15 protein-coding genes are annotated in these 14,057 nt (G+C 40.1%); 9 read left to right on the top strand and 6 right to left on the bottom strand.

What is annotated here, in order from left to right:
• The first annotated feature begins 108 nt into the window (after positions 1-108).
• From ACQ96U_RS21485 to ACQ96U_RS21470, 4 genes are all read left to right on the top strand, one after another.
• Positions 109-765, top strand: coding sequence for a DUF4360 domain-containing protein (locus tag ACQ96U_RS21485; RefSeq protein WP_431723326.1), 657 nt, complete (start codon positions 109-111; stop codon positions 763-765).
• A gap of 498 nt (positions 766-1,263) precedes the next feature.
• Positions 1,264-1,926: a DUF4360 domain-containing protein gene (locus ACQ96U_RS21480; protein WP_431723325.1), complete on the top strand. Its 663-nt coding sequence runs from the start codon at positions 1,264-1,266 to the stop codon at positions 1,924-1,926.
• 265 nt (positions 1,927-2,191) lie between these two features.
• On the top strand, positions 2,192-4,327 hold the full coding sequence (gene dinG, locus ACQ96U_RS21475; protein WP_431723324.1) for an ATP-dependent DNA helicase DinG: 2,136 nt from the start codon (positions 2,192-2,194) through the stop codon (positions 4,325-4,327).
• Between the two features lie 51 nt (positions 4,328-4,378).
• Positions 4,379-5,539 (top strand): serine hydrolase domain-containing protein, encoded by a 1,161-nt coding sequence (locus ACQ96U_RS21470; protein WP_431723323.1) that lies wholly within the window; start codon positions 4,379-4,381, stop codon positions 5,537-5,539.
• Between the two features lie 106 nt (positions 5,540-5,645).
• On the opposite strand, the gene ACQ96U_RS21465 is transcribed toward ACQ96U_RS21470, so the two are convergent.
• Both ACQ96U_RS21465 and ACQ96U_RS21460 read right to left on the bottom strand, forming a co-directional pair.
• A complete protein-coding gene (locus ACQ96U_RS21465; protein WP_431723322.1) occupies positions 5,646-6,239 on the bottom strand; it encodes a tetratricopeptide repeat protein in 594 nt (197 codons plus the stop codon).
• A gap of 140 nt (positions 6,240-6,379) precedes the next feature.
• Complete coding sequence (locus ACQ96U_RS21460) at positions 6,380-6,577, bottom strand: CPXCG motif-containing cysteine-rich protein (protein ID WP_431723321.1); 198 nt, start codon at positions 6,575-6,577, stop codon at positions 6,380-6,382.
• Positions 6,578-6,769: 192 nt separating this feature from the next.
• Here ACQ96U_RS21460 and ACQ96U_RS21455 point away from each other — a divergent pair, with 192 nt between their 5' ends.
• Positions 6,770-7,948: a 1-acyl-sn-glycerol-3-phosphate acyltransferase gene (locus tag ACQ96U_RS21455; protein ID WP_431723320.1), complete on the top strand. Its 1,179-nt coding sequence runs from the start codon at positions 6,770-6,772 to the stop codon at positions 7,946-7,948.
• A 161-nt stretch (positions 7,949-8,109) separates the two neighbouring features.
• On the opposite strand, the gene ACQ96U_RS21450 is transcribed toward ACQ96U_RS21455, so the two are convergent.
• On the bottom strand, positions 8,110-8,397 hold the full coding sequence (locus tag ACQ96U_RS21450) for a hypothetical protein (protein ID WP_431723319.1): 288 nt from the start codon (positions 8,395-8,397) through the stop codon (positions 8,110-8,112).
• Positions 8,398-8,906: 509 nt separating this feature from the next.
• Here ACQ96U_RS21450 and ACQ96U_RS21445 point away from each other — a divergent pair.
• A complete protein-coding gene (locus ACQ96U_RS21445; RefSeq protein WP_431723318.1) occupies positions 8,907-9,362 on the top strand; it encodes a hypothetical protein in 456 nt (151 codons plus the stop codon).
• A 143-nt stretch (positions 9,363-9,505) separates the two neighbouring features.
• On the opposite strand, the gene ACQ96U_RS21440 is transcribed toward ACQ96U_RS21445, so the two are convergent.
• A complete protein-coding gene (locus ACQ96U_RS21440) occupies positions 9,506-10,588 on the bottom strand; it encodes a GGDEF domain-containing protein (protein ID WP_431723317.1) in 1,083 nt (360 codons plus the stop codon).
• A 405-nt stretch (positions 10,589-10,993) separates the two neighbouring features.
• On the opposite strand from ACQ96U_RS21440, the gene ACQ96U_RS21435 reads away from it, so the two are divergent.
• The 3 genes from ACQ96U_RS21435 (at position 10,994) to ACQ96U_RS21425 (ending at position 12,809) form a co-directional block, all read left to right on the top strand.
• Positions 10,994-11,461, top strand: coding sequence for a glycine zipper 2TM domain-containing protein (locus ACQ96U_RS21435; protein WP_431723316.1), 468 nt, complete (start codon positions 10,994-10,996; stop codon positions 11,459-11,461).
• A 95-nt stretch (positions 11,462-11,556) separates the two neighbouring features.
• Positions 11,557-12,075: a sigma-70 family RNA polymerase sigma factor gene (locus ACQ96U_RS21430; RefSeq protein ID WP_431723315.1), complete on the top strand. Its 519-nt coding sequence runs from the start codon at positions 11,557-11,559 to the stop codon at positions 12,073-12,075.
• Positions 12,072-12,809: a DUF3379 family protein gene (locus ACQ96U_RS21425; RefSeq protein ID WP_431723314.1), complete on the top strand. Its 738-nt coding sequence runs from the start codon at positions 12,072-12,074 to the stop codon at positions 12,807-12,809. The genes ACQ96U_RS21430 and ACQ96U_RS21425 overlap by 4 nt, the downstream gene beginning before the upstream one ends.
• Positions 12,810-12,903: 94 nt before the next feature.
• On the opposite strand, the gene ACQ96U_RS21420 is transcribed toward ACQ96U_RS21425, so the two are convergent.
• A complete protein-coding gene (locus tag ACQ96U_RS21420) occupies positions 12,904-13,344 on the bottom strand; it encodes a DUF2489 domain-containing protein (RefSeq protein WP_431723313.1) in 441 nt (146 codons plus the stop codon).
• Between the two features lie 110 nt (positions 13,345-13,454).
• Positions 13,455-13,949 (bottom strand): YiiD C-terminal domain-containing protein, encoded by a 495-nt coding sequence (locus ACQ96U_RS21415; RefSeq protein ID WP_431723312.1) that lies wholly within the window; start codon positions 13,947-13,949, stop codon positions 13,455-13,457.
• Positions 13,950-14,057 lie beyond the last annotated feature (108 nt).

Here is a 14,057-nt window from a genome sequence, read left to right as displayed (position 1 = left end):
CTTGGTAAGCGGTGTAGTAGGAAGCTTTACATGGCAAAGCAGTAAATTAAAGGAGTAATAGTGTTTGTCATGCCTTTGGATGAAGAAAATCGTTAAAAGGACATAAATATGAAAAAGATTTTCAACAAAACTTCTGTAGTAGTATGCTGTGCTATAAGTTCGTTATTGATAGGAAACACGGTATTAGCTGTGGATCCAGATCAGCCGCCAGAAGGCAGTGTGTATATTGAAAATATTGTCTATGGGGGAAGTGGATGCCCGCAAGATAGTGTAGGTATATCAATCGCAACAAATGGCCTAAACTTTGGGGTTTCTTTTGACCAATATATTGCTGGAATTGGTGATGATTTTGGGCGTGCAGACCAAAGAAAAAGCTGTGATCTACGTGTTAATTTAAGAGTGCCTCCTGGTTATGCTTATACTGTTGCTGACTTAACCTATCGTGGATATGCTGAAATGGATCGGGGAATCTTTGCTTCTATGTCATCAACATATCATTTCCAGGGGGAAGCGCTTGAGGCTGGGTTTGTCAAAAATATGCGTGGGCCTATAGAAGAAGATTTTACTTATACTGATAGCCTGGACCTTGAGTCATTTGTGTGGTCAAGCTGTGGTGCGACAGCGCCTTTAGTTTTGAAGACAACAATGAAGCTCAAAAAAGCGCGCTTTACGCCACCAGAGTCTGGCGGTACGATAGGGGTTGATAGTGTTGAAGGTAAATTAACGCATGAATATGGCCTTTTATGGAAAAAATGTGAAGGCTAAACTTTTGCCAATCATTCGCTATTTGTAAGTGTTTAAGCAAAGCCTTTAATTGGTTTGTGCTTAATAAAACTATGCTAAATTAAAGGTTTTGCTACTGATAAACAACTGTTGTTTTTTTTGTTCAGTGTGTTAGATTGATTTCGCGCTAACAATTGCTCAAAAAAACAGTAACTTGTTTAGCTTATTTTATGTCTGTAATAGCTGAAAAAAAGCAATGAAAGGATACTTTGCTAATAAGACTTAGGCTAAATAGCAACGGGTTTTGTTCACCATTAAGTCTTGAGACTTTTTATTTGTGCTTATTTTCCTATGATTTTAATTTTGAAGTTTTTCCTTTTGTTTGCCAACGAATATTGTGTATGTTAGGTACATATATTTTTGCTCATTGGTGCTGTTTTATGTGAAATATATTATCAAGAGCATGTAAAGCTAGAGCAGATAATAAAAAGTATTGAATTATATAAAAACTCATCCACATGGAACGGTGAGGATTATAACATGATTAAAAAATCAGGCTTGAAAGTCCTGGGGACTTCATCTCTTTTAGTTGCAGTTGCATTTTCCACTGCAATCGCACAAGCACAGACGGATCCTGTAACACCACCTCATGGTCAGGTTTATGTAAAAGACATCACTTATGGTGGCAGTGGTTGCCCTCAGGGGTCTGTTGGCGTCTCAGTGGCTGATAGTGGACTTAACTTTGGTGTGTCATTTGACGAATATATTGCAGGTATTGGTCCTGACTTTAGTCGGGCTGATAAGCGTAAAAACTGTGATCTTCGTGTGAACTTGCATGTGCCTTCTGGCTATTCGTATACCATTGCTGATGTAAACTACCGTGGCTATGCAGATCTTGACCGAGGGATTATTGGTAAATTTAAAACCAATTATCGCTTCCAAGGTGAACGTTTAGAAGCTGGGTTTGTACAATCAACTCGGGGACCAGTGAGTGAAGATATTTTGGTCTCAGATAGTTTGGATCTGGAAGCTTTTGTATGGTCAGCCTGTGGTGCCACAGCGCCTGTTGTACTACAAACCAAACTACAGTTAGCCAAAACTCGTATGGCTGCAAGTGATGCCGGTGGTGTGCTGGGTGTAGACAGCATTGAAGGTAAGCTGACTCACGAATATAGCTTGGTGTGGCGTCGTTGTAGCAATTAATAATCCTCTTAGTCATCATATGTTGTATTTGCTGAATGAGGGTATATTGTTGTAGCCTTAGCAAAGGGCCAGTATGTACTTTTACTACGAGTGTTAGTGTACTTATTGGCCTGCTGTAATATTTTAAGCTTTATCGTTCATAGGCCTTACTGTTGTCAGTAAGGCTTTTTTGTATGTTGCTAGGCAGATAGTCGCTAAGTGAATATCGGGTGAGCAAATTACTCAAAATTGCCTTATCATTAAGCTGGCAATTTATGAGGGTCGTATGCTGAGTTCATCATTAAAAAAAGTGATTCAAGATGCCTATCGTGCATTTTTAAATAGCAAGCAGCTAAAGCCTCGGTATGGCCAGAAGCTGATGGTTGCAGAAATCGCTAAAACGATGGGCTCAATTAAAGAAGATGATGAGGGACAGCGTATTGGCGACCCTGCAGTCTGTGTTGTTGAAGCGGGGACAGGAACTGGGAAGACGGTGGCTTATGCGTTGGCAATGATTCCCGTTGCTCAGTCATTTGAAAAGCAGTTAGTGATAGCGACTGCAACAGTGGCGTTACAAGAGCAAATTTTATTCAAAGATTTGCCAGAAATCCGGCAAAATAGTGGTTTGTCGTTTAGCTTTGCTTTAGCTAAAGGGCGCGGTCGTTATGTGTGTTTAAGTAAGCTGGATAATATTTTACATGATGGTGCTTCAACACTTGTCACACAAGATCTATTTGTTGCTGCAGGATTACTGAATACTGATCAGCCTTATGATAGGCAAATTTACCAAACTATGTTGGATAAGTTTGCCAGTAGTCGTTGGGATGGTGATCGTGATAGCTGGTCTGATGTTATTGCGGATAAAACCTGGCAATTAGTGGCTACTGACCATGTACAGTGTAGTAATCGTCGTTGTACCTATTTTCATCAGTGCGCATTTTTTAAAGCAAGAGAGCGACTTAATGAGGCTGATGTTATTGTCACTAATCACGATATGGTTTTGGCTGATTTGGCTTTAGGAGGAGGGGCTGTTTTGCCCGCTCCCAGTAAGACACTTTATGTGTTTGATGAAGGACATCACTTACCAGATAAAGCACTTAACCATTTTAACCACAACTCACGGATTCATAGTACCCGCTCCTGGTTAGAGCAACTGCCCAAAACACTACTTCAAATGCGTGATAATGAAGTCATTGAGCGTGCCAAGGCTGAGAAATTTATTCCTAAGGTAGAACAAGCATGTGAGCAATTAAGGCAAGATTTATTGCTGTGGCAGCAGCAAATAATGCCTCTTTTGCCGAATAAAGATGAACAAGCTAAACCTCAATATCGCTTTGCACATGGTGTGTTACCAGAGGCTTTACGCGAAAGTGCTGGTGTTATTAAGGCACAATTTGCCCTTTTGGTTGATATTTTAGGCCGTGTGAGTGAGCAGATTAAGCAACTTCTTGATCAAAAAAACTATATTATTCCACAGCATGAGCTAGAGAATTGGTATGCCTTAGCAGGTGTATTGTTATTAAGGGCTGAAGCTAATTTTGATTTATGGACAGTATACAGTGTTGCAGATGAGGCTGAAGCGCCACCTAATGCCCGCTGGATAACCTGGCATGGGCAGGGGGGGCAGACTGATTTAGAGTTATCCTGTAGTCCTATTCTTGCGGCTAAAACCTTACGCCAAAACTTGTGGAATCGCTGTTTTGGCGCTGTGGTTACCTCTGCCACTTTAACAGCATTGGGTCAGTTTGATCGTTTTAAAATGCGTGCAGGTGTTACTGATTCAACACATTTTGTGGTTGTTCCAAGTCCATTACCTTATCAGGCAGCGGCACGGCTCGTGGTGCCTTCGATGCCATGTACGCCTAAAGATGCTGAGTTACACACTGCATTTATTGTCGATTATTTACCTGAGTTACTTGGTGCTCAGTTAGGTACTTTGGTTTTGTTTGCTTCACGCCGACAAATGGAAGATGTCTATACAGAAATGACAGGAGCATGGCAGGATAAGATTCTGATGCAAGGTGAATTGAGCAAACAAGAAATTATTCTGCGTCATAAAAAACGTATTGATCAACGCAAAGCGAGTGTGATTTTTGGTTTAGCATCTTTTGCTGAAGGCATTGATTTACCTGGTGTGTATTGTGAACATGTGATTATTGCCAAAATACCCTTTGCTGCGCCAGATAACCCTGTTGAAGCTGGGTTAGCAGAGTGGATTGAACAACGAGGTGGTAATCCTTTTATGCAGGTTACAGTACCTGACGCAGCAACGAAACTGGTTCAAGCGTGTGGCCGGTTATTGAGGCATGAAAGTGATCAAGGCATTATTACTTTGCTTGATCGTCGAATTGTTACCCAGCGTTATGGTAAAGCAATTCTTTCATCCTTACCGCCTTTTCAGCAAGATATTCAGCCAGCATAATGGATATTACAATAAAAGACTTTTTCACAGGTTTAATGGATTTTCTTAGTTATGCAGACTCCTGAAATAACGACACCTGTAGTACAAGGTTATTATGAAGAACCGTTTCATGGATTAAAAACGCTGTTTCAACAACAAATGGAAAAACAGCAGGGTGCCTCGTTAAGTATTTGCCAAAATGGTGAGATGCTTGTAGATATTTGGGCCGGTCATATGGATAAGGCTCAGCAAGAAATATGGCATCAAGATACACTGGTGAATATTTTTTCCTGCACTAAGGTGGCTGCAATTGTTAGCTTGCTCCAGCTTTATGAACGGGGTGAATTATTGTTGGATAAGCCTGTTTCCTATTATTGGCCAGCCTTTGCTCAAAATAGTAAAGGGCAAGTTACTGTTGAACATCTATTAACACACCAAGCGGGTTTGCCAGCATTTAAACATGAGGTATCCCCTGATGATTTATTTGACTGGTCAACCATGGTTAATCATATAGAGCGTGCCGAGTTATGGTGGCCTGCTGGCACTAAGCATGGCTATGCACCAGTAACATTTGGTTGGATGGTGGGTGAGCTATTTCGACGTATTCAAGGCGAGACTCTTGGTAATTATTGGCGTGAACTTATAAAACATGAGTTTCAGGAAGAGTTTTATATTGGTGTACCTGAGGATGTAACCCCACGTATTGCCACTATGATGCGATTAAATCAACCCGATCAAAATCCCCAAGGTCTTTTAGCGGAGTTAATGAGTCGGCCAAAAGGGATTACCGCACGGAGTTTCACTAATCCGCTAACCATCATGACCAGCACAAACTGGCCTCAGTGGCAATCAATGGAGTTGCCTTCTGCTAATGGTCATTCGACAGCGCGAGCATTAGCCAAAATAATGGCTGATTTATCAAGCAAAGAGTCCAGGCTATTAAAACCTGAAACACGATCACTAGCGACTCAAACTTTTGTTTCTGGTCAGGATGCAGTATTGCCTTGTCAAACTCGTTTTGGTTTGGGTTTTTTATTGCACCAGTCTTATCCTGGTGGACAGCTCGGAGCACCACAAAACTTTGGACATCCAGGTGCTGGTGGTGCATTGATTATGGCTGATCCTGTCCGTCAGCTTGGATTTGCATTTGTGACTAATAGTATGGGGGCTGCATTACTCGTCGATGAGCGTGCTGAAGCGCTGCTGGAAGCCTGTTATCTTGCCTTGGATTAATTGCAGCGCTAATGTGAATGAAGTTAATAGGCACCTCTAAAAAAGTGCATTTTTAGAGGTGCCCTAAATTTGGTCTTTAATAAAGTCAATGACGAATGGCTTCGTACTATTGCTGAGCAGCTTGGGGTTTTTCTGCTTTTTGTTGAAGGTAGAGATGTTTTAAGCTGGCCAGGATGGCATTAGCTTGCTCAATTTGTCCTGGCGCAAGAAAATGTTTAATTCTTGATACTTCTTCCTGAGCATTTGCTTGGTGTGGGCTATGCGCTTCACTTGATAGGCTTAACCAAATATAAGCAGTAATCAGGTTGGCATCGACGCCTATACCTTTATGAAAAGCATGGCCCAGGTAGTATTGTGCTTCAGCATCTTTCAGTTTTGCTGCTTCATTTAATAATTTAACGCCAAATTTTTCATCCTTGGTGACACCTTTACCTTCTAAATAAGCCAGGCCAAGCAGACGTTTGGCAATGGGGTGATTTGCTTCAGCAGCAGGTTTAAGATAGCGAACTGCCTTTGTATAATCAGTTTCACCCATACTGCCTGTAAAAAAGGCTTGTCCTGCAGCTACCTGAGCTGCTTGATTACCTTGTTTTGCTAATGACTCAATATCAGTTAAATCATTCGCCAAAGAGCTAGGTACTTGCAAAGACAACCAAATCAAGGGAAGAGAGAAAAGGCGTGCTAGATTTGAAAACTGCATAAAAACCTCTGCTGATTGTCATAACATGGATGCGCTTATCCATTTAGGCATGATGTTCTAGCTAAACGGCGGTGGCATTATAGCGGATAGGAGGAGTCATCCCAAGTATTGTTATGATAGAGGTCAATCCTTCAGCATATTTAGCAATCATCCGTCGTAAGTACTTTGATATCGGTTTGTTGCTGAATAGGGTCATAGTCCACCACTAAATGAATAGGGCGACAGCATACCTGACAATCTTCAATAAAGTCCTGAATATCGCAAAGTGGCTCTATTGCCGCATTAAATGGTTCGCCACAATAAGGACATTGCAAAGTGAGCCATTGAATTGATTCCATTTAATACCAACCTATCTATGTGATTAACAGAAAATGGTGGCTGATTTGTACTATAATGGCGAGCTTCTTAAGCAGTACAATGTTGGACAATACTTTCTTAAGTCCTATATATAGCTTGTTGTAGTTATATAGTATTGCAGGAAAAACGAATAAAATTGTTGTTAATACAGTCAGAAGGTGGACCGTTGTTGCATGGACAACTTCGATGATATCAGGCCTTATCACGATGATGAGGTAAGAGCGGTTTTGGATCGCCTGTTAGATGATGCTGCATTTATTAATGCAATGACTTCACTAAAGTTTCCCAGATGCCCTGAGTTTTTACAGCCTGGTTTAAAATATTTAGTGCGTATTGCACTTCGTGAAGAGCTGCGTCATGTTAAAGATGTCGCAGGGTTACAGGACGTACTGGAAACCTATATTGATCGCAATATCCAAAAAAATACATCGCAAGTCACTTATTCTGGACAAGAGTCACTGAAGAATGCCCGTGGTTATCTTTTTATGTGTAATCATCGGGATATTGTTATGGATCCAACATTCGTTAACTTCTCTCTTTATCACCATGGTATGAAGACGCCACGCATTGCAATTGGTGATAACCTGCTAAGTCGTCCTTATGTCAGTGACCTGATGCGCTTGAACAAAAGTTTTATTGTTAAGCGCTCTGTTAAAGGCAGGAGAGAAAAACTGGCGGTATACAAGCAGCTTTCAGCCTATATCAATTATTCGCTGAATACCTTTGAATCAATTTGGATTGCTCAGCGTGAAGGGCGTTCTAAAGATAGTAACGATAAAACTGATACAGCCATTCTTAAAATGTTGTTAATGGCGCAAACAGATAAAGATGTAACGTTTGCGGAGCAAATACAACGGCTCAGTATTGTCCCAGTCGCTGTGTCCTATGAGTATGATCCTTGTGATATCGTTAAAGCGCGAGAATTGGCTTATCGAGCTGCACATGGTAAATACGATAAAGCTGAAAATGAAGATGTGAACAGTATTGTGCGTGGAATTACAGGGTACAAAGGGCATGTTCATATTTCATTTGGTCAATGTTTAGAAGAGGAATATTCAAATGCAACGGAGGTAGCTAATGAGATAGATCGCCAGATCCATTCACTTTATCATTTGCATCCTTCTAACTTCTTAGCATTTGAGCAGGTCAAAGAAGCGTTTGCAGATATTACCCCCCCTACGCTAGAAGCGTATTTTCCTGATCTTGACTTAAAAGCAAAAAGAGAAGAGTTTGAGCAACGCCTGGCTTCTTGTCCAGAGACATGGCGCCATTGGTGGCTTCAGGCTTATGCTAACCCGCTGATTAATAAATTTCGTTGCCAAATGATGAGTAGTAATGAGTCAAATGAATAACGTGTGCGTTAGCACAGCTGATATGCTGGTCTTTGTTGAGCATCGAAACGTTATAGTGAGTGGCTGATAAATGCTTTAGTGCCAAGGAAGGTGCAAAAATTTTCTTATCAACTCTGATGAGCTGGTGACGCAAGTAAGTTCAGCTCAGCACAACCCATTTTTTATAAATATAAAATAAGTGCAGATGTATAGCTGGCTCCAGCCATAATAAGCGAAAAGATTGATACGGTTTGAAAGAGTTGGGTCCATATATATTGAGGTGCTGCAGAGTAAGGCTTTAATGGAAGCTGCTGGATATCGCTATAAACTAGCGCATGCTTTGCAGAGTGTTTACGGAAATAGACGTTAATGATTAAAACGATACTTAATAGTAAATAAATAGACCCTAATATAAACAAAGAAAAACTTGGCTCACTGACTGCAAATTGCCATAGACTATTAATAAGCATAATTAGGTACTTCTTCAGTAAATTGTTTGATTAATCTTGCCTGAGATGAAGCCTGCCTCAATCTATAAAAGAAAATTCACTGTATTCTATCTGGTTAAATAATGTACAGCTACTACTGTGATGGATTGTGAATTAAATATGTGAACTTGGTAGCGACTTTTGATCATATGGCTTTACTGTGTAGATAACAATCAATTGTCAAATTATTGGCGTAGTTTAGGAACTTTCTCTGCTATATTTTTTCTAACCAAGAGTACTAAATGTGATGATATCGTGTTTTAGGTTATACGCAATATGACGTTTTTTTATTTACATGGTACACATATTACTTAAAACAAAAGCGCATAGCAGCCTTGTTAGTGGAGATTGAGAACCGGTTGGTTATACAAAGGAGGTTCTTAAATCATTCAAACGGTTAATGCTAAAGTCAGTAAATAGTCGTGTTTGGGTAGGAATAAGGTTGCTGAATGAGATTAAGCTTGAACATCATTTATTGAGGATCAGGTACAATGCAAAGCCTGGAAACTCGGTGGCGGCAATTAACATTTCAAGGAAGTGAAGCGTTTCACACAGAGCAATATTGGAAAGCGCAAAAATATTTCTTTCAAGCCTTATTTGTTGCTGAAGATATGCTGCTTTTAGAGGATAGTCAGGGTAGTAGTTTACCTGTTGTCCAGTTATTTATGCTTGCTTGTCATAATTTAGCAGATACCTATTTAGCTTTAGGGCTGAAAATTCAAGCATTTGAATACTACCGAAAAGCCTATGCTGATTTAGTTCATTTACTAAACTCACCACTACAGGGTGCGGATATACGTCAACAAGCGCAGGAATTTGTAAGTAAAGCAGCAGATGAATGGCAACAGGCATTTAATAACCTGGATAAGCATATACTATGGGGTTGGTGTAACCAGCAACAGAGTAGTAAGCCCAGCTACACCATGTCGTATAATGCAAGACACTAGTAAACTATACAATTAGTTTTAATACCTTGCTGTAGACAAAAGAAAATTGAAAAATCCCATTTATAGCTAAACAGCATGTTAGGTTTTGCTTTCTTATGGGGACTATGATTGATACCAAAATAAATTATTTTTCTTCAGCCCTCTTAAAATTGAAGTGAGTGGTTTTGGTTGGCCGATACAGGTTGTTTTGTTGAGCAGATAGGGGTAGGCATCAGTGGTGACGAAGCTAAAGATGAAATTTTGTTTCTCTTTTGCTGAAGTAATTGCTGATCTGCTTGGTTTAACAATACTTCAGCATTCCAAGTAACATCTTTTAAGTAAGTGGCTGCACCACAAGAAATTGAAATCGGAATGGCTCTTTCTTGATAAATCAGCGGCTCTTTGACAATAGCCTTTTTTAAGCGTCTACTTACTGCTTGAGCATCATTCATACTTTGGTTGGGTAATGTGATGACAAATTCATCACCTGCATAACGAAAGGCTTGATCACTTCTTCGTAGTGTCTTTTGGAAAACATAAGCAAGGTGTTGTAAAACGGCATCCCCACAATCATGTCCAAATTGGTCATTAATCTGTTTAAAGTCATCACAGTCAATAAATAAAATGGCTAAAGATGCTTGATACCGTTCACAACGCGTCAACTCATTTTGGATATGGTCAAGCATAACCCTTCGGTTATAAAGGTTCGTAAGTGGGTCTCTTTGTGCAAGGTATTGCAGGTTGTCATGTTTATTTAAAAGTGCGAGTAAAAGAGTGACTTTGGTCGCCAGTTGGTTAAATAGAGGGCTTACTGTTTGGAACCAATTCAGTTTACTTTTTTTAAAACCCAAGTTAAGTACGGCAACTAGCTTGTCTTGAAAATAAACGGGTAGCATGAAGATGCCATCAATACGATTAATATATTTGGTAGGAATAATACAAAGTTGTTTTTGTTGGCGTAGCAGGTGTAAGCCATTGGGGCTTTCATCCATAAGCTGTTGCACAATAGATTCAGTTTGAAAGAGGCTATGAGAATAAAGCCATTTTGGTACACATGTGGGAAAATTTATTGAGGAAATGGGTATATGAGGCGTTAAGGTATACCATGCGACGTCTGTATTAAAATACTTTAAGCCAGCTTGTAGCAGTCGCTTAAACAGCCCTTCACTACTATTACTTGTTAAAAGGCAAGCATCAACTTTAAAAAAAATTTGTTGGGCTTCCTGGAACGTTCTATCAATAGTCATAACCATTTTATTATCTACAGCAAAACTGCAGACCTAAACCTCATACATTACTTTATGGATATCACTTTTATAGATATCACTTGATGTGTACGATCCGATCCCTTTATTCATTCTTTTTAAGGGTATTCATAATTTGATTATGAAGTTTGTCATAGTTATACACATGATATCGGTATGAATTCTCAAATGATGAAATTGTCTCGTAATATTTTTACTAAGTAATTTTTTCTTAAAGTTTTAGTAAACTTTTGTATTTTTTGTGGTCTATTTTGATAAGTCACTGTGAAGTATCTTTAGGACGGTGGTAAAGAATGATTTTATCTCCTGCAATTAATGAGAAAGGTGCGATAATCAATAGTAGCAATGTAATGATTAAGTGTGAAAAACACGGTTAGGTATGGAACCATGATAAAGCTAAAGAATGTGGCAATTACAGCCTTAGCGGCTTTTTCCGTAGGTCTTACTGGCTGCATGTCGAACTTATCTGGAAATAGCTACTCTCGTGATGAGGCTAGACAGATGCAAACGGTTCAGTTCGGTACAGTTGTAGGCGTTGAAGCAGTTGCTATTGAAGGCACTAAAAGTGGTGTTGGTGCTATAGCAGGTGCGGCTGCTGGAGGTATTGCGGGGTCTACAATTGGTGGTGGCCGTGGCAGTGATATTGCTGCTGTTGCAGGTGCTGTAGCGGGTGGTTTACTTGGAGGTCAGGCAGAAGAAGCCTATACTCGCTCTCACGGTGTGCGATTAACCATTCAGCTGGATAATGGCGCTTATATCTCAGTTGTTCAGCAAGTTGACCCAGCAGTACGTTTCTATCGAGGTGATAGAGTGCGGATTTTGACGGCTAATGGTGTTTCTCGCGTTGTTCGCTAAGATCTTTACAGTTTGAGATAATATTAACCCTTTGAAAACATGTCTGATCAGGTGGGCTGTGAAATATTTTTATAGTCTGCAGGGTCTTTATTGGCATGAGCAAAAAAGATATGCAATTTAAAGCGTTAGTCGATGCTTACTATAAATCGCTGTATCGTTATGCGTTCTGGCTAACATCAGATGAGAGTATCGCTGAAGATTTAGTGCAGGAAACGTTTATGCGAGCGTGGCGTTCATTAGATAGCTTGCAGAATGAACAAGCCGCTAAATCTTGGCTGATAACGATTTTACGTAGGGAAAATGCGCGACGTTTTCAACGAAAATCGTTAGAGTACGCTGATTTAAGTGTTGATGAACTTGAAGATCAAACACACTCATTTGATGTTTCCACTGATGTGGATGCGATTCGTCAAGCATTGCATAAATTGTCTGATAAGTATCGAGAGCCATTGGTTTTGCAAGTCGTGATGGGGTTTAGTCAGGAAGAGATTGCCTCTGAAATGGGGTTACCTATTAATACCGTCGCTACTCGATTACGCCGTGCTCGGCTACAGCTTAAAGAATTGCTGGGAGATGATCACATTAAACAAGGGGTTAATCGGAGGGGCTTATGAAATGCCTGGAATTTCGTCGCTTAGCTTTGGAACAACCTGCGGCAATTCCTGCGGAGGCCCAAGCGCATATTCGGCAATGTGCCAACTGTAAGCAGTTTTATCAAAAGCTGAATACACAAGAAGTCGCTTTAGCACAAGCATTAGCTGTTGATGTCCCTGAGGATTTAGTTGCAAAAATAATGTTACGACAGAGTTTTGCACCTGAGGAGCCTGCTGGTTCAAGTGCCAAACGGTCACATCAAGGTATCAAAAGAGGCATGATAGGGTTTGCGCTTGCAGCATCGATTGGTGTGCTTGCTGTTATGCTCAACTGGTTACCACTCACTAGCCCAGTATATGAAGAGCATGGTGCAACTGCTGAGCTTATGATTCGCCATGTTGAAGATGAGGCGGAAACGCTCACTAAAACTGAGCTGATATCCATGGATACTTTTCGCAAAACCTTACAGAATGTCAATCTGCAAGCTAATGCAAACTATCCAGGAATTACATTTGCAGGTAACTGTATTGTTGATGGTATTTTAGCGGCGCATTTTGTTGTGCAAACACCTGAAGGCCCAGTAACGGTTTTATTGATGCCAAATCACCCATTCCATGATTCCATCGACTATAGCGATAAACGTTGGCATGTTGCGATGGTGCCTATGAAAAAAGGTTCAGCTGCATTTATTTCGCCTACAGGATTGAATTGGCAGGTGGTTAAAGATCAGATGATGGCTATTGTTAAAGTTTAATAACTGATGCCACAAAATTTATCCACGAAAAGATATTAAACAAAAGGGCCAAGACAGGCCCTTTTGTTTTTGCACTGTAAATAATCGATACGCTTTAAAAGCCATACACAAGTAGCTTTTTGGCAGCATGCATTATCTCTTGTCGGTACTGTGCTTCTAGCTCAAGGCGTTCTTTATCGAGCGCATTGAGTTTGTTGGGGCGTAAACTATGACGTTCATCATGAGTTGGCATATCTTTTGTGGCGAGATACATCGTGTCAATTACGGCGAAATCAGCCTGTTTTAGGATATTTTCATCAATATTTTCTAGTAAAAATCTTAGACGTATACATGCTTCAGATAAATTAACTTGCTCGTTAACAACTGCGGCAGCTATCAGTCGTATACTGGAGATTAAAAAGTCTCGGTGTTGTTTTTTGTATTCACGAATTTTGGCTTGATTTTGAAAAACTTCGCGCCAAAGCTTAATTGCCCAAATAGCAAGTGCAAGTGTAATTACGGTGGCAATAATTAATAACAACGTATATAACGTCATAGGACTCTCATTTCTACTTTTAACAGCTTGGTCATTAGAGCACTTTGCAATTTAGTGCAGAACTACGCATGGTATTTATTAACTTAACAGAAGCATAAATGTGTTGCTTTTTATTCATTGAAGATCATTGGACAAGCTGCAGACGTTGGTGGAGCGTTAACAGAGGCAACATAGGTTCCAGTAAAATCTGCAGTGATTTTATTTCCTTGTTTGATTTGGACAGGAAGAACAAGTTTAGCTGTACTTTTTACATTTAAATCATGGCAAAAACTATCAAGATCACTATCCACCGGGCGGAGACATTCAGCAAAAAAATCATCCGTAATAGGCTTCAAGTAACGTAATTTACTCTCAGCGATAACGACTTGATTAGGGCCTGACGCTTGTTTAGCAAGCAATGTAGCCATTGCCCAGCCAGTAATGGTTGCCAAGGTGGCAATACTTCCACCAAATGCGGTTTGCTTGTCATTGATATTTACGGCTAGCGGAGCACTGAGACGCAAACACTTGCCATCAAAGTAGCTGACTTTAATTTGCATAGCTGCGATTAAAGGGATATTGGCTTGTAAATAGGCATCAAGTTCTTGAGCAATTGCTAGTTTCATTATCTCACTACAAACGCTTGAGTTTTAATTGATTAGGCTGTATGTGAAGTATTGTGGCTATATAAAAGTGTTGAATCATTCTAAACGCTGCCTACAGGGATTGCCACC

It is taken from the genome of Zooshikella sp. RANM57 (assembly GCF_050749885.1).
Taxonomy (GTDB): Bacteria; Pseudomonadota; Gammaproteobacteria; order Pseudomonadales; family Zooshikellaceae; genus Zooshikella.
Note: the sequence above shows the minus strand (reverse complement) of the source record. Positions and strands in the feature narration are given on the sequence as shown.